We start from the raw sequence: 18,350 nt of genomic DNA, 5'->3' as shown, positions 1-18,350 counted from the left end.
ATATAACATGAAAACTAATGCTTTTGTCTTTGGCTTTCTTTTTTGTTTCTTATCGGTCTTTCCGCAACAAGGTGCATCAACAGATTCTATAAAACCACGGATAGCTTCCATAAACTATAATGTTAAAGGCGATAGTCTTATATTAAATGCTGAAACACCGCCATTAGAACAAATAGCTGGTGCTCCTAAAGCATTTTACACTTATTATTGGGAGATGGGTGATGGCAATTATAGCAAAGAAAAAAATCCTAAGCATGTCTATAAAGATAAGGGTGATTATGAAGTAAAATTATGGGTTACTAATAATTACGATACTGGTAAGCCTCCTGTAAGTCGTCCTAAAAAAATAAACATTCCTAAAGATGCTGAAAACTTTCAAGCACAAGCCTCAATGTCTGAAGATTTTACATTACAGCGTAACAGAGAACCTGTACCTAATCAAGACATGGTCTTAATAATGAGTTATAAAAATGAAAATGACTATGCTTCTAATGGTAAACTCTACTTATTCTATAATGAGCAAAAATATGCAGCTGATAATTTTGAGTTAACTGAAATGCGAGCACATTATGGCGAAGAAGAGCTAATTAATGAAGATATCGTTTATAACATTCCTAAAGATAGTTTTGACGGCACACTTCTTGCTTCAACTGAAGATGCTATTAAAAGTCTGCATATAAAACAGCAGGATTCTACTAAAAAAACAGATTTACCATTAACTTTAAAAGAGGCAAACGAATATTACAAAAAATCTAAAGTTTTAGAGTTTAAAGACATGGAGCCTAAAGAAGAACGCAATGTGTTTTTTACAATGAAAACTACACCAGAAATGCTTAAAGATACTAGTGCTATAATTTCTGTTCGTGGTGTTTTTGTTCCAGACTCTAACTATAGCAACCATACAGTAAAAGAAATGGAAATGGAGATTGTAACATCTCATGATCCAAATAAAATGTCAAGTAACGGCACATTTTTGAATTACAGATTTGTACGATACAAAACTCTTAAATATAAAATCAAGTTTCAAAATAATGGTGAAGGTCCAGCACGAACAATTAGATTAGAAACAGATATTCCCGAGATGCTAGATAAACAAACCATTGAGGTTATTGACATGTATCCAAAAGTAAAAATCTGTCCCAAAAGAGATGTGCAATACAGTTGCTTGGACACCACATATACTGATACTCAAGCCGTATTTACATTTAAAAACATTTACTTACCAGGAAGTGAACAAAAAAATGTAAAAGAATATGATTCTACCAAAGGTTTTGTAAGGTATAAGATTAAATTTTCTAAAGACTTTCACAAGAAAAAAACTAGAAGTAGAACGGCTATAATTTTTGATAAAAACGAACCCATAATTACAAATTACTCTACAACTCGATTTTTACCAGGTATATCGATTGGAGCAAAAGCGGGTTATAACTATTTTCCAGATTTAATTGATTCTAAAAGCTACTTTGTTGGCGCAACAGTCTCGCCATACAAGTCTTATCGATGGTATTGGCAAGTAGAGCTTTTAAATAGCTTCCATAATTATGATTCAGACACCTCAGTTACTGAAGAGATTATTGGAGGAGCACAAGGTTTTCAACAATTACAACGTACTACAGCTTCGTCTAGTTTTCAGAATATAGATTGGGAAGTTCCTATTTTAGTGAGATACAATATTAATAACTACATAGGTTTAGGAGCTGGTCTTAATACTATGATAACTCTTAGTGAAAAAAGAGATGAATCTCTTTTAATAGAGCGTTTTGAAGGCACAAATCCACAAGCACCAATTGTAGAAACTCTTAACTCTACTTCTGAATTTTCAGATTCATTTACAAACCTTAGAACTGGATTTTTAGTAGAAGTCACTGGAGGATTTGCTCGGATTGGTCCAAGTTTTGGAGCACGTTATGTTTTTAACTTAAAGGATAATTTTAATTATCTTCAATTGTATGGTATTTGGAAGTTCTAAATTCTTTTAAGGTATAAATGAAAAACCTCTTCGTTCTTTTTTTTGTTTCGAGCTTTTCGATTTGCTTTTCTCAAACTTTAGAGGAGCGTATTTATGCTTCAACAGAACAGTTTTATAGTGAACCAAATCTCAAAAACTTACAAATTTTAAATTCTGAAATTAAAACCTATGAACCCCAATTAAGGACAGAAGATGAGTACTTTGCATTCATCAATCTTATTCTAAATAAAGCCTTTTACTTAAGTGAGAATAATTATCTAAAACAAGCAATTTCTGCTTACGAAAAAGCCCATCAGCTCTACACAAAAAATAATATTTACAGTTATGATATTGTTGAATATTGTTTAATACCGCTTGGTATTCTCTATAATAAAACCAATGCTTACATCAAAGCTGAAAACATTACCAAGCATTATATCTCTGTTGCAAAACAGCAAGGCAACAAAGCTCAACAAATTTCAGGCAGTATTAATCTTGCCAAGCTATACCAATCTTTAAACAAGCATGAAAGTGTTATATCGATAGTTAATAAAACTCTAGAATTCGAAGGTATATCAAAATCACAGTTGCATCGTCTTCACTCTATAAAACAAAGAAGTCTTCTTTTAATGAGGACCAACCAAGATAAGCTTTTGCTAGATGGCGATACTGTTTTCAATTCTGGAGATAATCTTGAAACTTTAGAGTTAAACTATCAACTTGTTAAAGAAAAAAAAGACTACAAAAAGGCTTATAGTTACTTTAACCAAATAAAGAACAAACATCTAAAGAATAAACTAACTTCAAAAAGAGAGCTTGCCAAACTTAGTTTTGAAGAGGCACAGTTACATTATCTTTTAAACAAACCCCATAAGGCTTTAAATGAATTAAAAAACTCGCTTGCTATACTTTTGCCTGAGTTTAAAGACTTACAGCAGCTTAATGAAAATGATTTATACCCAGAAAATACGTTTTTAGATGTATTTGATTTACTAGCAGAATTAGAGACAAATCCTGAGAAAAAATTATCATATCACAACCTTGGTTTTTATGTTGCCAATTTATTAGATAATGAAAATTCCAGTGAAGAAAGCTTTATAGTTAAAGCTAGTGCAAACAGAAATAGAAGTGAAAAATGTATTAGTATTTTGCATCAACTATATCTTAAAGGAAGGGATTCTGTTTTTTTACAGCGAGCAATCAATTATGCCGAACAGCATAAAGTTTCAATTTTAAAAAACAGCTCTCAACGAAGAGATAGGCTTCGAAAATATGGGAATACTGATTCTACTCTTATAAAAGAAAACTTACTTCTAAAAGAACAAAAACAATTAACTAATAGACTTCTCAATAGACCTGCGAACAAGGGTCCAATCAATGAGCAAGACAGTATAAGATTACGATTAATAAAAATAAACAATGAGCTTAAATCTCTGCAAGACTCAATTAAACAGAATTACACTATTGAAAACAATAAGTCTATAACTCTAAAAAACATCTATCAGAAACTAAAAGCTGAGAACACAACTATAGTAGAATATTTTTATGGTAAGAATGCGATATATCAATTTGTGTTTTCTGAAAAGAATTATGCCTTTAATAAAATAGCTATTAATCAAAATACAACTCAAGACATCATAAATTTTATTAGCTATTTTAATGATGCAACAAAGATAAATTCTGATGTTACAGCCTATACAGAAAATGCCTTTTCTATTTATAACCTATTAAAATTCAACGCAGTTAGAGACCAATCTAATATTATAGTAATTCCTGATGGACTAATTAATTTTATTCCTTTTGAAACACTTTTATATAATAAAACGACCTCAACTACCTTCTCTAAAATGCCCTTTGTGGTTAACAATCAATCTTTAGCTTATAACTCTAGTCTTCTATTTTACTTAAACGATAAAAAAGAAAGATTAGAAGACAAATTACTTGGTGTTTTCCCTGTTTTTAAAGATTCTGACCAAGAACTGTTGCATACTATTAAAGAAGCAAAAAGTATCGAAACACAAATCCCATCGAAACTATTAATGCACCAACTAGCAACAAAAGAAAGCTTTATAAAAAAAGCTAATGACTATTCTATTTTACATTTATCAACACACGCAACTTCTGGTGATTTTGTGAACCCTGCAACAATTTCTTTTTCAGATAGTGCTTTATCATTAACCGAACTCTATAATCTTAATCTTAACCCCAACTTAGTGGTACTAAGTGCTTGCGAAACTGGTATTGGAAAACTAGTAAAAGGTGAGGGATCTATGAGTATTGCAAGTGGATTTCAATATGCTGGTGCAAAAAACATATTATTTTCTTTATGGCAAATTAATGATTTAAGTACTTCAGAGATTATGTCTTCTTTTTATAAGTATTATGGTAATGGAAAGTCTGCAGTATTTTCAAATACACAATCAAAGATTGACTACCTAAACAACAACACTATTAGCAATGCCAAAAAATCACCTTATTATTGGGGAGCTTTTACTTATTATGGTGATTCTCAAGAGTTAAAATCCTCAGAATCAATAGTTTTTTTATGGAGTCTTGGTTTATTAGCATTACTAATAATTGTATTTTTGATTTTTAAATACAACTACAAAAATGCAAATGACACTTAAAGATTTTTTGACGTCAAAAGGCTATTCTAAAATAAAACTGAAGCTCACAAAAACCAATCATTTTGAAATTAGAGCAACAATTAATGGTGTAAAAGGGCGATTTATTTTAGATACTGGCGCATCAAGTAGTTGTGTTGGCTTTGAAGCTATTGAACAGTTTAATCTTAAAGTTGTAGATTCTGAAATAAAAGCCGTTGGTGCTGGAGCTTCTGGCATGGATACAAAACTCTCAAAATCTAATACAGTAAAAATTGGTAAATGGAAAAAGCAACGCATTGCTTTAGTTCTATTTAATCTTACTCATGTTAATGAAGGTTTGGTAAACCATAATGCTGATAAAGTTGATGGAATCATAGGTGCTGATATTCTAAAAAAAGGGAAAGGCATCATTGACTATGATAAAAAATACCTTTACCTAAAACTTTAATAACTCTTCATTTTAATCTCTACAATTCTAAAATTGGTTTTTTGACAAATAAGAAGGATTTTTTTGCACAAAAAAATCTGTTTTTTCGTAAACATTTGACTTTCAATTTTTTACAAATTTTAAAAAAAATAAAAAGCACGTATTTCTACGTATAAATATTTGAAAAATTATTCGGAAATTTACCTTAGCTAACAATTAAAGCAATTTATAGTTTTACAGAGAGACTATTAATTAGTATGAAAAACAATAACAGTAAAATATTTGTGTTACTTCTAATTGTAAGTACTGTTGCTATAATTACAGCTAATATCTCTGTTATTTTTTTTAGTTAATTTTAGTTTAGTTAGCTTTAGGTATAAGGGTATCTAAAAACAAAAGCGCAATTTGGGGGAATTGCGCTTTTACTTTTTAATATGATTATTGAGTTTATAACTCCAGTGCCTTCTTAATATTATTATCCATTAATAATTCTATAGGATTTTCTAGTGCTTCTTTTACCGCAACTAAGAACCCTACGGATTCTTTACCGTCAATAATTCTATGATCGTAAGACAACGCAACAAACATTATTGGTCTAATCTCTACTTTGCCATCTATAGCTACAGGTCGTTCAACAATATTGTGCATCCCTAAAATTCCACTTTGAGGAGGGTTAATAATTGGTGTAGATAACATACTACCAAAAACACCACCATTAGAAATGGTGAAGGTTCCACCTGTCATTTCATCCACAGTGATTTTTCCATCTCTAGCTCTTAATGCTAATCGTTTTACTTCTGACTCTACACCTCTGAAAGATAAGTTTTCAGCATTTCTTATAACTGGTACCATTAATCCTTTTGGCCCAGAAACTGCAATACTAATATCTACAAAATCGTACGATAACATTTCTTTGCCATCTATCATAGAGTTAACCGCTGGATATAATTGCAATGCTCTAACAACAGCCAAACTAAAGAAACTCATAAACCCAAGACTTACACCATGCTTAGCTTTAAAATCTTCTTTGTATTGTTTACGCAAATCGAATATGGGTGACATATCAACTTCGTTAAACGTAGTTAACATAGCTGTAGTATTCTTTGCCTCTACTAAACGCTCAGCAACCTTACGACGTAACATTGACATCTTACTTCGTGATGTTCCACGATTTCCTCCTGATGGTGTACCCATTGACGGTACAGCATTAACAGCATCATCTTTAGTTATACGTCCATCACGTCCAGTTCCTGATACAGATTTAGCATCAATGCCTTTTTCGTCTAATATTTTCTTAGCTGCAGGACTTGGTGTTCCTGTAGCGTAAGTTTTAGATTCCTCTGCTGGTTTTGACGCTTCTTTTTTAGTTGCAGCTTCTTTCTTCTCTTCTTTTAGAGTTTCATCAGAGCTCCCTTCAGGTTTTGCAGCACTAGTGTCTATTAAACACACTACAGCACCAACTTCAACAGCATCACCTTCTTCTGCTTTTAGCGTAATTGTTCCGCTTACTTCCGCTGGTAGTTCTAATGTTGCTTTGTCACTATCTACCTCAGCAATGGCTTGGTCTTTTTCTACATAATCGCCATCTTCAACTAACCATTCTGCTATTTCTACTTCAGTAATTGATTCGCCTGGTGAAGGCACTTTCATTTCTAAAATCATCGTTCTTTTATTTATTTAAGCTCTGATTTGAGTTTTATTTATTATTTTCTTTGATTGTCTTTTGTTTTATCAAAAACATAATCTATCACTTGTTGATGACGTATTTTTGATCGTACTGAACTTCCCGCCGCAGGCGCACCGTAAGGTCTTCTTGTTGCAGCTCTAAATTGTTTTGCTTCTTCAAGATGCATTAACATATGTCCATAAGCACCCATGTTTCTTGGCTCTTCTTGCGCCCAAACGATATCATCTGCATTTTTGTACTTTTTAAGTACCTTATTAATATCTGCAATTGGTAATGGGAAAAGCTGTTCTACTCTTACCAATGCCACATCATCTCTTCCTAATTTTTCTTGCTCTTCAAGCAAATCGTAATAGAATTTACCTGTAACAAAAACTAAGGTTTTTACTTTTGTTGACTTAGCATTCTCGTCGTCAATTAACATTTGGAAAGTTCCATTAGCAAACTCTTCTACTGATGACGCAACTTTTGGATGACGTAGTAAGCTTTTTGGAGTAAAAACCACTAATGGCTTTCTGTAATTAGCTTTCATCTGTCTGCGTAGCAGGTGGAACATATTTGCAGGAGTAGTACAATCTGCAACAAACATATTGTCTTTTGCACAGACTTGTAAGTAACGTTCCATACGACCCGAAGAGTGTTCCGCACCTTGACCTTCGTAACCATGAGGTAATAACATTACCAATCCGTTTTGCGTTTTCCATTTATCTTCTCCTGACGAGATGTACTGATCAATCATTATTTGAGCACCATTACTAAAGTCTCCGAATTGTGCTTCCCAAATAGTCAAAGTATTTGGACTAGCCATGGCATAACCATAATCAAAACCTACAACACCGTATTCTGATAATAACGAATTGTAAATATTGAATTGCCCTTGATTCTTAGCTACATTTTTAAGTAAGATAATTTCTTCTTCACTATCTTCTACCTTAACAACGGCATGTCTGTGAGAGAATGTTCCTCGTTCTACATCTTGACCAGAAATACGAACATTAAATCCTTCAGATAATAATGAACCATAAGCTAAATGCTCGGCCATTGCCCAGTCTAATCTATCTTCATCAAACATCGTCTGTCGAGATTCTACTAAACGCTGAATCTTACGAATAAACTTTTTATCTTCTGGTAAGTTAGAAATCGTTTTTGTGATGTCTTTTAATAACGTTTTAGACACTGTTGTATCTGAAGACTTTACCATTTCCTTTTCATCAACTCGAATGAAGTTCTTCCATTCTTCTTGCATAAATGGCGAAATCTTAGTCTTTTCAATCTTACGAGAATCAACTAACTTTTCTTCAAGTTGGTCTTTGTATTCTTTTTCAATTTTTTTGACATGACCATCGTCAATAACACCTTCTGCAATTAATCTAGCAGCATAAATATCTCTAGGGTTTTTATGCTTAGAAATAGCTTTGTATAATAAAGGTTGTGTAAACTTAGGTTCATCTCCTTCATTATGCCCATATTTTCTATAACCTAATAGATCAATAAATACGTCACGTTTAAATTGCATTCTAAAATCTAATGCAAATAATATGGCGTGTACTACCGACTCAGCATCATCTGCATTGACATGTAACACTGGAGACAAAGTAACCTTACCAACATCTGTACAATAGGTACTAGAACGTCCATCTAGGTAATTTGTGGTAAATCCAATTTGATTATTAACCACAATATGCACAGTCCCATTGGTTTTGTAGCCATCTAACTGTGCCATTTGTACAATCTCATAGACTAAACCTTGCCCAGCTATTGCTGCATCTCCATGGACTACAATTGGTAGGACTTGAGATGCGTCCTCAATTTCTTTTCTATCTTGTTTTGCTCTTGAAATCCCTTCAACAACTGCACCAACAGTTTCTAAATGTGAAGGATTTGGAGCAATACTTAAATTTATTTTTTTTCCTGAATCTGTTTCCCGATCACTCGTCCATCCCAAATGGTATTTTACATCACCATCAAAGATTTTTTCTTCATAATCTTTTCCATCAAATTCACTAAAAATATCTTTTGCAGACTTACCAAAAATATTGGTCAATGTACTTAATCGTCCACGATGCGCCATTCCCATTACAAACTCTTTAACACCATAATCTGCTGCCTTTTCTATCATGGCATCTAATGCTGGAATTAAAGATTCGTTCCCTTCTAAAGAAAATCGTTTTTGCCCAACATACTTTGTATGCAAAAATGTTTCAAAAGAAACAGCTTCATTCAGTTTTCTAAGAATATTCTTTTTCTCATCTGCTGAAAACCTTGGATGATTATCATTAATATTGAGTTTATTCTGAATCCAATCAATCTCTTCTGGTTGGCGGATATACATATACTCCACTCCTATAGAATCGCAATAAATGCGCTCTAAATGATCTATAATCTCTTGAAGTGTGGCTGAGCCTAAACCTATAATTTCTCCAGCAGAAAACTTAGTTGATAAGTCACTTTTAGAAAGTCCAAAATTTTCAATCTCTAAAGTTGGTGCATACTTGCGTCTAGCTCTTACAGGATTGGTTTTTGTAAATAAATGACCTCTGCTTCTATAGCCATCAATAAGTTTTACTACTTGAAACTCTTTTTGAACATGTTCTGGAATTTGCGTCGATACGCCATCTATAATCTCACCTTCTAGACCATAGGTTTCAGCGCCAAAATCGTAACCTTGAAAAAAAGCTCTCCAACTTGGTTCTACTGAATCTGGATTTTTAAGATATTGATCGTATAAATCAGCGAAATATGCTGTGTGTGCTGCGTTAAGAAAGGAATATTTATCCATTTGTTTTTTTGAGACGTTATCGCTTCAACAAAGTTTAAGCAAAAGTACAACTTTTAGGTTTTTCTATAACACATTTAGTATATTTATAACCATTGTTCACCCAATTTATGAGTATGAAATCATTTTTTTTGAATATTGCATTTGTTTTTTTTAGTCTCATTAGTTTTTCTCAAGAAAATCAAAGTTCAAATTTTTGGAGTAACGTTAGATTTGGAGGTGGTATTGGCTTAAACTTTGGCGATGGCTTTTTTAGCGGGACATTAGCACCCCAAGCCATCTATGATTTTAATCCTTATTTTTCTGCAGGTTTGGGTCTTAATGGAAGTTACAGTAGTCAAAGAAATGTTTTTAAATCAACCATTTTGGGTGGTAGTATAATTGCTTTAACTAACCCTTTTCCAGAAGTTCAAGTTTCTGCTGAGTTAGAACAAGTAAATGTTAATACCGATTTTGACTCTCAATTTTCATCAAATACAAGAGATAATTTTTGGGCAACAGCTTTGTTTTTAGGAGTTGGTTACCGAACAGGAAATGTCACTTTTGGTGTTAGATATGATGTGCTCTATGATGAGGATGAAAGTATATACGCAGACCCGTGGTTGCCTTTTGTGAGGTTTTGGTTTTGACTTCGACAGGCTCAGTCACCAAAACACTCCTAATAATTGGCTTTATACCAAACCTTTTGCCACTCACGTTGCAAAATTAAAAATGTGATGTCTTCTGAAAGTTTTACGGTATTGTTGCTCTCTATATTTCTGACTTTAGCTTCAGAGACATCAACGATGTAAAGCAAATTAAGATAGTCTGAAAATTTATTCTGAATAAGATTATAAACCTCTTCTTGTAAAATCAACTTCAAACTGGTTGGTAAAACTTCATTATCAAAGCCTAAATCTATATTTGCATATAGCAAGTCTTTATTAAGTTGAAGGATTAATCTTTTATAAAGTTTTAATCCATTTACCTCTTCGATTAAGTCTTCAAAATTTGTTGGTAATTGCATTACACTTTTCTTGTCATCAGACCTAGTCCAAATTGCTTAAGTACTTGTTTTTTCTCTTCAGAGATATTTAGCATTTTTAATAAAGAAAATGCTTTCTCTGTATATTGCTCAACGGCCTCTTTTGTGGTTGCTTTAGCTCCAGTTTCAGTAAATATCTTTTTTACGTCTTCTATTTTTTGTGAAGCATCTTCTGGCTGAGAAGAAAACCAATCTTGTAATTTAGTTTTATTATCCGCAGAAGCAAATTCCATAGCTTTGAGATATAAGTATGTTTTTTTATTTTCAATAATATCGCCACCAACCTGTTTTCCAAAAGTTTCTGGATTACCAAAGGCATCAAGATAATCGTCTTGTAACTGAAAAGCTATTCCCAAAAAGCGTCCAAAATCATAGATAGCATCTTGGTCTTCTTCAGATGCTTCTGCTACTATAGCTCCCATTTTCATTGCTCCTCCAACTAATACAGCTGTTTTATATTCAATCATTTTTAGGTATTCTGGTATTGAAACGTCATCACGAGTTTCAAAATCCACATCATATTGCTGACCTTCACAAACTTCAGTAGCTGTTTTGCTAAATAATCTTGCCAATGCCCGAAAAGTTTCAGGTTTATAATTTTCAAATAATTGATAGGCCATAATCAACATAACATCACCAGAGAGTATGCCTGTATTAATATCCCATTTTTCATGCACGGTTTGCTCACCTCTTCTTAGTGGTGCATCATCCATAATATCGTCATGGACCAAAGAAAAATTATGAAAAACTTCAATACTCAAAGCTGCATCTAGAGCTTTATTATAATCACTCCCAAAACAATCACAGGCTAATAAGGTTAAAACTGGTCTTAAGCGTTTTCCGCCTAGATTAAGAATATAATTTACAGGGTCGTATAGGTTTTTTGGATGACGCTCTTTAATATAACTATCTAAATACTCAGTAAACGAAGTTTGGTAGGTCGTAATATTATTCATAACACAAAAATAGGATTTCAATAGACTTAAACTCAACATTATGAATGTTAAAAAATCATTAAAACTTTGGAAACTATTTTTGTATTTAAAGTTTCCTGATGTATTTTTGTGCTCTGAATTATGAAAGAAAAAATAATATATAGAGCTACAGACCTTTTTCTTAACCTTGGTTTTAAGAGCGTTACAATGGACGATATTGCTAACGAAATGGGCATATCTAAAAAAACTATTTATGTCCATTTTAGTAATAAAACCAAGTTAGTAGAAGCCGTTACATTTTATCTTTTTGACACTATTTGTGATGGAATAGATGATATATGTGATAACGCCCTTAATCCAATAGAAGAGCTTTATTCTATAAAAATGTTTGTAATGCAACATTTAAAAAATGAGAAAGCTTCACCTCAATACCAACTTAAAAAGTATTATCCAGCTATACATGACGCATTAAAATCTAAGCAATTTGACAAGATGCACGAATCTGTATCTGAAAGTCTAGAAAAAGGAATTGAAACCAAATTATTTAGAGAGAATATAGATGTAGAATTTATTTCGCGACTTTATTTTAATGGGATGACAGGTATAAAGGACGAAGTTATTTTCCCTAAAGAAAAGTTTAATATGGAATATTTAATGGAGAACTTTTTAGAATATCATCTTAGAGCCATAGTAACAGAAAATGGCTTTAAAATATTAAATCAATTTATCACAAAAAATCAATCATAAACCATAATGAAACACCAATTATTTTTTTGTTTTCTTTTGCTATTTAGCTTTGGTTATGCACAAGACATACCAAGTAGCTTTAGCCTCCAAGAAGCTATAGATTATGCTTTAGAAAATAACAGACAATCAAAAAATGCAGCTCGAGATATTGACGCTGCCAAACAGCAAAAATGGGAAACCACAGCAACAGGTTTGCCTCAATTAGATGCTACTGTAAACTACCAAAACTTTTTAAAGCAACAAGTTTCTGTAATACCTGCGGAGTTTTTTGGTGGTAATCCTGGTGAATTTGCAGAAGTTATTTTTGGAACTAAACAAAATGCCACAGCCACTGCGACTTTAAATCAATTACTATTTGATGGCTCATACATAGTAGGGCTTCAATCTGCAAAAGTCTTTTTAGAAATTTCTGAAAACGCCAAAGTCAAAACAGATTTAGAAGTACGAAAATCTGTAATCAATGCTTATGGTAATGTATTACTATCTGAAGAAAGTCTAGAAATTATTGAGAAGAATATTGATGTGCTTGAAAAAAATCTTTATGAGACCACAAAAATATATGAGAATGGCTTAGAGGAAGAAGAAAGTGTTGAGCAATTACAAATTACATTATCTAATCTTAAGAGTAATCTTAATAACACAGAGCGTTTGCGAGGCATAGCCTATCAAATGCTAAATATTACACTTGGTATAGAATTCAATGCGACAATAAAGCTAACAGATGATTTAGAAACACTTGCAATTCAAAACATTTCTCTACAAAATATAGATAATGAAAATGATGTAGAATCTACTATTGATTATAAGATTGCTGCTAATGACACAAAATCTAAAGAGCTACTACTTAAACTAGAAAAAAGTAAAGCTTTACCTAGCCTTAGTGCATTCTTAAATGGAGGTTATAATAGTTTTAATGATGACTTTGTCTTCTTAGATAGTAACAATCGTTGGTTTGGTTTCTCAACAGTTGGTATTAACCTCAACGTTCCAATTTTTAGTTCAGGGAAACGAAGTGCTGCAACGCAGCGTGCAAAAATAAATCTTGAAAAATCTAGAGATGATTTAACAGAGACACAACAACGTTTAAATCTTCAAATTGAATCAGCAAAAAGCAATTACCGTTTTGCTGTTGAAGATTACACAAACAAAAAGCAAAATTTAGCTTTGGCTGAGCGTATTGAAAAGAAGAATCAAACTAAATTTTTTGAAGGTATAGCATCTAGTTTTGAGCTTAGACAGGCTCAAACTCAACTTTATACGGCGCAACAAGAATTATTACAAACGATGCTAGATGTAGTTAATACAAAAGCAGAGCTTGAAACGATTACCAATAAAACATCTGACAACTAATTATTCCAAAAAACATGAAAATCATGAAACATATATTACCACTATTATTAATCGGCGTACTTATCACTTCTTGTGGTGAAGAAAAAAGTAAATCTGTGGAAGCTGTTATTGAAACAGAAAACTTAGAAGATATAAGAAAAAAGCGAGCTGAAATAGTTGCAAAACAACAAGAAATCTCTGAGCAATTAAAACAACTTGACACAAAAATTGCAGTGTTAGATACTACAAAAAAAGTGCCTTTAATTACAACATTTACAGCAAAACAAGATGTATTTAATCACTATGTAGAGCTTCAAGGGAATGTTAGTACTAAAAATAACTTGGTCATTTTTCCTGAATATTCAGGTGTTCTAACAAAAGTATATGTTACTGAAGGACAAAAAGTAAGTAAAGGGCAAATACTTGCAAAAATTGATGATGGCGGAATGAGTCAACAATTAGCACAAGTAGAGATTCAAGCAACCCTAGCCAAGACAACTTTTGAACGCCAAGAACGTCTTTGGAATCAAAAGATAGGTAGTGAAATTCAGTACTTACAAGCCAAATCTAATTACGAAGCGCAAAGCCAGGCAGTAAACCAAATAAAACAACAAATAGGTAAAACAATTGTGAAAGCTCCTTTCTCTGGAACTATTGACGATATCATTACGGAACAAGGAAGTGTTGTTGGTGCTGGTCAATCAGAATTAATGCGTATTGTAAACCTAGACAATATGTATATAGAAACTGATGTCCCTGAACGCTATATCTCTAATGTTACAAAAGATAAAAATGTAGAAGTAGAATTTCCAATCTTAGGAAAAAAGATGAATGCCAAAGTGCGTCAAGCTGGTGACTTTATAAACCCTTCTAATCGCACCTTTAAAGTTGAGATAGGTGTACCAAATAAAGACAGAAGTATAAAACCAAACCTCACAGCTAAGGTAAAGATTAATGACTACACTAATAAAGAAGCACTTTTAATTCCACAAAGTATCATTTCTGAGAATGCTAATGGAGAACAGTATATCTATATAGTAAATAACAAAAAAGACAATGGAGAAGGAGTTGCTCAACGTGTTATCATTCAAACAGGTAAAACGCAAGGTGATGTTATAGAGGTTATAAAGGGTATTGAAAACGGCTCTGAAATTATTCAGGAAGGCGCCAGAAGCGTTAAAAATGGGCAGACTGTAAAAGTTCTAGATTATAAAAACGAATAGTTATGGCTAAAAAGAAAAGCACTAAAAAAGTTAATAAAGAGTTTCCTTTATCATCATGGGCTATTAATAACAAAACGACCATGTATGTGGTCATGGCTGTTATATTCTTCTTAGGGGTTTCAGCTTTTTTTGAAATGCCTAGAGAGAATTTTCCCGAAATTAAAGAAACCAAGATTTATATAAGTACTCCTTTCTTTGGAAATACAGCTGAAGATATTGAGAAATTAATTACGGACCCTTTAGAAGACAAACTTAAAACTATAAGTAACGTTGTAGAAATCACATCAACATCTCAAGAAGATTACTCAATGATTATTGTTGAGTTTGATGAAGAATTATCTATTCCTGAAGCTAAACAAAAAGTAAAGGATGAAATAGATACAGAAACCTCTAGTGAAGATTGGCCGACATTTAACGACGCAAAAATTGAACCTAATGTCTTTGCATTAAGTATGTCTGAGGAAATGCCAATCCTTAATATTAATATATCAGGTGATTATACCGTTGTAAGACTCAAAGAATTTGGTGAATATCTTCAAGATGAAATAGAAAATCTACTAGAAATAAAGAAAGTAGATATTCGTGGTGTTCAAGACATGGAGGTTGAAGTTGCTGTTGATGTATACAAAATGATGGCTGCTCAGGTTAGTTATGGAGATGTCATGCAAGCAATTGGTAATGGTAATGTTACTATGTCTGCTGGCAACTTTATTACTAGTGGTCAACGTCGTACTATTAGAATTTTGGGTGAAGTTGAAAAGCCTTCTGAGTTAGATAATTTTGTTGTGAAATCCGAGAATGGAAATCCTATTTATTTAAAAGACGTCGCTGAAGTTTCCTTTAAAGAAAAAGATAGAACAACATATGCTCGAAAAAAAGGGAATACCCTTGTTGGTGAGCGCGTAGTAATGCTAGATGTAAAGAAACGTGCTGGTGAAAATATGGTTGCTGCTACTGACCAAGTAAAAGAGATTGTAGAAAAAGCAATTGCAGATGTATTTCCTCAAGATTTAGAAGTCTCTATTACCAATGACCAGTCTTCAGTGACTCTTGGTCAGGTAGATGATTTGGTAAATAATATTCTTTTTGGTGTTATACTAGTTGTAACCGTTTTAATGTTCTTCTTAGGGTTTAAAAATGCCATTTTTGTTGGGTTTGCAATACCAATGTCCATGTTTATGTCTCTTATGATTTTAAACATGTTTGGTTACACATTAAATACTATGATTCTTTTTGGTCTTATTATGGGACTTGGAATGTTAGTTGATAATGGAATTGTGGTCGTTGAGAATGTCTATCGCCTTATGGACCAAGAAGGTATGAGTCGTATTGAAGCTGCAAAGAAAGGTATAGGCGAAATTGCTTTTCCAATTATTATTTCAACAGCTACAACGGTTGCTGCTTTTATTCCTTTAGGTTTATGGCCTGGGGTTATGGGTGAATTTATGAAACTACTACCAATAACTTTAGCTACAGTATTAGGATCTTCTTTATTCGTTGCTATATTTTTTAATTCGGTGTTAGTATCAGAATTCATGAATACTGAAGATAAGGACATGCCTTTAAAGAAAATTATACGAACTACTATTATAATGGCAGCAATTGGAGTTATTGCTTTCATTTTTGGTGGAGATTATAGAGGTTTAGGTACATTAATGGTTTTTACGGCAATTATGCTTTGGGTATATAGATTGTTTCTTCGTGGTTGGGCAAATAGCTTTCAAAATAAAACTTTACCAAGATTAGAAAATTGGTATGAAAGAAAGCTTCGTGGTGCATTATCAGGTAGAAGTCCATATTGGTTAGTTGGTGGAACTTTCCTTTTATTAATAATCTCCTTCATGGCTTTTGGTGGGTCATTAGCTTCACAAAGAACAAAAGTTGAATTCTTTCCGGATAATAAGCCTAATCAAATCATTGTTTATATAGAATATCCTCAAGGAACAGATATTGACAAAACAAATGCTATCACCAAAGAAATAGAGCAAAAGGTATATACGGTTTTAAATGACTCTCAATATACAGATGATGGTTACAATTTCTTAGTAGAAAGCGCTGTCTCTCAGGTAGGTGCCGGAGCAGGAAATCCTCAAACTGATGGAGGTTCTGATGCAGAAATGCCGCATAAAGGAAAAATCACAGCCTCTATGCGTGAGTATAAGTACAGACGTGGTGAAGATAGTGAGTTATTGCGTCAAAAAGTTCAAGAGGCATTAGTAGGAATTTATCCTGGTGTGTTAATTTCAGTTGAAAAAGATGCTGCTGGTCCACCTGCTGGTGCTCCAATAAATATTGAAATTGAAGGTGATGATTATGTCGAACTTATCACAATGGCTGAAAGAATGCGAGATTTTATTAATTCTAAAAACATTCCTGGAATTGATGAATTAAAAATTGACGTTAATAAAGACAAGCCTGGAATGCAAGTAGTTGTTGACAGAGAAAAAGCTGGTGAGTTGGGAGTGAGTTCTATGCAAGTTGGTCAGCAAATACGAAACTCCATTTTTGGAGCTAAAGCTGGAGTCTATAAAGAAGATGGTGAAGATTATGATATCTATGTTCGATTTAATAAAGAAAACAGGTATAATAGTAGCGCTATATTTAATCAGAATATCACTTTTAGAAATAATTCTGGAAAGATTATAGAAATTCCTATATCAACTCTAGCTAAACAATCTAATAATTCTGGTTTTAGTGCTATTAAGCATAAAGACTCAAGGCGCGTTGTAACAGTTTATTCTGCTCTATCACCAGGGTTTACTGATGCTGGAGCTATTGTCGCTCAAGTTCAAAATGAAATGAAATCTTTTCAAAATTTACCTAAGAATATTAAAATAGATTATACAGGTCAGATTGAAGAGCAAAACAAACAAATGGCCTTTTTAATGGGTGCATTGTTTACAGGCTTAGGTTTAATTTTTTTCATTTTAATTTTCCAATTTAACTCTATCTCTAAACCAACAATTATAATGATAGCTATTTTGCTTAGTTTAATTGGTGTATTTGGCGGATTGGTAATTTCAGGAAATCCTTTTGTTATTATGATGACCATGATGGGAATTATTTCTCTCGCTGGTATTGTTGTGAACAATGGTGTTGTGCTCTTAGATTACGCGCAACTCTTAATAGACAGAAAAAAGAATGAATTAGATTTAGATGATAATGAATATTTAAGCAAAGAACTTTTGTTCGAAAGTATAGTTACTGCAGGTAAAGCACGTTTAAGACCTGTTTTACTGACTGCTATTACTACCATTTTAGGCCTTATTCCGCTAGCCATTGGGTTTAATATTAACTTCTTTACCATGTTTAAAGACTTTAATCCAAACATATATATGGGTGGTGATAATGTTATATTTTGGGGACCTTTAGCTTGGACAGTTATATATGGTTTATTAATAGCCACCTTCTTAACGTTAATTGTTGTTCCTATTTTATTTTATCTGGTGACACGATTAAAAATGCGAATGTATAAAAATAGAGTTGCCTTAATTACTGGAGACGACAACACTGAAAACATTCAAATTGATGAAAATATTCAGTTAGCGCTGGATAAATGATAAACTTTACAAAAAAATAGAGTAATTAATAGCGAGAAAAGCCTCAACAATTGTTGAGGCTTTTTATTTGATAGTCTGAGAAGTTGCTTAA

General features: G+C 32.7%; 12 protein-coding genes. 8 read left to right on the top strand and 4 right to left on the bottom strand.

Annotation, left to right across the window (positions count from 1 at the left end):
- The first annotated feature begins 7 nt into the window (after positions 1–7).
- Genes Q0770_RS09005 through Q0770_RS08995 form a run of 3 tightly spaced genes read left to right on the top strand, consistent with a single transcriptional unit; the run spans position 8 to position 5,002 of the window.
- Positions 8–1,969, top strand: coding sequence for a PKD domain-containing protein (locus Q0770_RS09005; protein WP_299116150.1), 1,962 nt, complete (start codon positions 8–10; stop codon positions 1,967–1,969).
- A gap of 17 nt (positions 1,970–1,986) precedes the next feature.
- Complete coding sequence (locus Q0770_RS09000) at positions 1,987–4,575, top strand: CHAT domain-containing protein (protein ID WP_299116148.1); 2,589 nt, start codon at positions 1,987–1,989, stop codon at positions 4,573–4,575.
- Positions 4,565–5,002 carry a TIGR02281 family clan AA aspartic protease gene (locus Q0770_RS08995; protein ID WP_370454716.1) on the top strand — a complete coding sequence of 146 codons (438 nt, stop codon included), beginning with the start codon at positions 4,565–4,567 and terminating at the stop codon, positions 5,000–5,002. Before Q0770_RS09000 ends, Q0770_RS08995 begins: the two co-directional genes overlap by 11 nt.
- 426 nt (positions 5,003–5,428) lie before the next feature.
- Here the strand turns inward: Q0770_RS08995 and odhB are convergent, their stop codons facing one another.
- Complete coding sequence (gene odhB / locus Q0770_RS08990; RefSeq protein WP_299116144.1) at positions 5,429–6,643, bottom strand: 2-oxoglutarate dehydrogenase complex dihydrolipoyllysine-residue succinyltransferase; 1,215 nt, start codon at positions 6,641–6,643, stop codon at positions 5,429–5,431.
- 41 nt (positions 6,644–6,684) lie between these two features.
- On the bottom strand, positions 6,685–9,444 hold the full coding sequence (locus tag Q0770_RS08985) for a 2-oxoglutarate dehydrogenase E1 component (RefSeq protein ID WP_299116142.1): 2,760 nt from the start codon (positions 9,442–9,444) through the stop codon (positions 6,685–6,687).
- A 113-nt stretch (positions 9,445–9,557) separates the two neighbouring features.
- On the opposite strand from Q0770_RS08985, the gene Q0770_RS08980 reads away from it, so the two are divergent.
- Complete coding sequence (locus tag Q0770_RS08980) at positions 9,558–10,070, top strand: alpha-ketoglutarate decarboxylase (protein ID WP_299116140.1); 513 nt, start codon at positions 9,558–9,560, stop codon at positions 10,068–10,070.
- A gap of 29 nt (positions 10,071–10,099) precedes the next feature.
- On the opposite strand, the gene Q0770_RS08975 is transcribed toward Q0770_RS08980, so the two are convergent.
- Both Q0770_RS08975 and Q0770_RS08970 read right to left on the bottom strand, forming a co-directional pair.
- Positions 10,100–10,447 carry a hypothetical protein gene (locus tag Q0770_RS08975; protein WP_299116138.1) on the bottom strand — a complete coding sequence of 116 codons (348 nt, stop codon included), beginning with the start codon at positions 10,445–10,447 and terminating at the stop codon, positions 10,100–10,102.
- Positions 10,447–11,421, bottom strand: coding sequence for a polyprenyl synthetase family protein (locus tag Q0770_RS08970; protein ID WP_299116137.1), 975 nt, complete (start codon positions 11,419–11,421; stop codon positions 10,447–10,449). Before Q0770_RS08970 ends, Q0770_RS08975 begins: the two co-directional genes overlap by 1 nt.
- Before the next feature lie 120 nt (positions 11,422–11,541).
- Here Q0770_RS08970 and Q0770_RS08965 point away from each other — a divergent pair, with 120 nt between their 5' ends.
- The 4 genes from Q0770_RS08965 to Q0770_RS08950 are packed head-to-tail and all read left to right on the top strand — an operon-like array spanning position 11,542 to position 18,259.
- On the top strand, positions 11,542–12,147 hold the full coding sequence (locus tag Q0770_RS08965; RefSeq protein ID WP_299116135.1) for a TetR/AcrR family transcriptional regulator: 606 nt from the start codon (positions 11,542–11,544) through the stop codon (positions 12,145–12,147).
- A gap of 6 nt (positions 12,148–12,153) precedes the next feature.
- Positions 12,154–13,497, top strand: coding sequence for a TolC family protein (locus Q0770_RS08960; RefSeq protein ID WP_299116133.1), 1,344 nt, complete (start codon positions 12,154–12,156; stop codon positions 13,495–13,497).
- Between the two features lie 23 nt (positions 13,498–13,520).
- Positions 13,521–14,699, top strand: coding sequence for an efflux RND transporter periplasmic adaptor subunit (locus Q0770_RS08955; RefSeq protein ID WP_299116131.1), 1,179 nt, complete (start codon positions 13,521–13,523; stop codon positions 14,697–14,699).
- 2 nt (positions 14,700–14,701) lie between these two features.
- Entirely contained in the window at positions 14,702–18,259 is a 3,558-nt protein-coding gene (locus Q0770_RS08950) for an efflux RND transporter permease subunit (RefSeq protein ID WP_299116129.1), read from the top strand.
- Positions 18,260–18,350 lie beyond the last annotated feature (91 nt).

It is taken from the genome of uncultured Winogradskyella sp. (genome assembly GCF_947501905.1).
GTDB lineage: Bacteria > Bacteroidota > Bacteroidia > Flavobacteriales > Flavobacteriaceae > Winogradskyella.
Note: the sequence above shows the minus strand (reverse complement) of the source record. Positions and strands in the feature narration are given on the sequence as shown.

Bases quoted from the DNA above. Each gene is read 5' to 3' on its own strand.
- Q0770_RS09005 (WP_299116150.1), top strand. From the start codon at position 8: ATGAAAACTAATGCTTTTGTCTTTGGCTTTCTTTTTTGTTTCTTATCG.
- Q0770_RS09000 (WP_299116148.1), top strand. From the start codon at position 1,987: ATGAAAAACCTCTTCGTTCTTTTTTTTGTTTCGAGCTTTTCGATTTGC.
- Q0770_RS08995 (WP_370454716.1), top strand. From the start codon at position 4,565: ATGACACTTAAAGATTTTTTGACGTCAAAAGGCTATTCTAAAATAAAA.
- odhB (WP_299116144.1), bottom strand. From the start codon at position 6,643: ATGATTTTAGAAATGAAAGTGCCTTCACCAGGCGAATCAATTACTGAA.
- Q0770_RS08985 (WP_299116142.1), bottom strand. From the start codon at position 9,444: ATGGATAAATATTCCTTTCTTAACGCAGCACACACAGCATATTTCGCT.
- Q0770_RS08980 (WP_299116140.1), top strand. From the start codon at position 9,558: ATGAAATCATTTTTTTTGAATATTGCATTTGTTTTTTTTAGTCTCATT.
- Q0770_RS08975 (WP_299116138.1), bottom strand. From the start codon at position 10,447: ATGCAATTACCAACAAATTTTGAAGACTTAATCGAAGAGGTAAATGGA.
- Q0770_RS08970 (WP_299116137.1), bottom strand. From the start codon at position 11,421: ATGAATAATATTACGACCTACCAAACTTCGTTTACTGAGTATTTAGAT.
- Q0770_RS08965 (WP_299116135.1), top strand. From the start codon at position 11,542: ATGAAAGAAAAAATAATATATAGAGCTACAGACCTTTTTCTTAACCTT.
- Q0770_RS08960 (WP_299116133.1), top strand. From the start codon at position 12,154: ATGAAACACCAATTATTTTTTTGTTTTCTTTTGCTATTTAGCTTTGGT.
- Q0770_RS08955 (WP_299116131.1), top strand. From the start codon at position 13,521: ATGAAACATATATTACCACTATTATTAATCGGCGTACTTATCACTTCT.
- Q0770_RS08950 (WP_299116129.1), top strand. From the start codon at position 14,702: ATGGCTAAAAAGAAAAGCACTAAAAAAGTTAATAAAGAGTTTCCTTTA.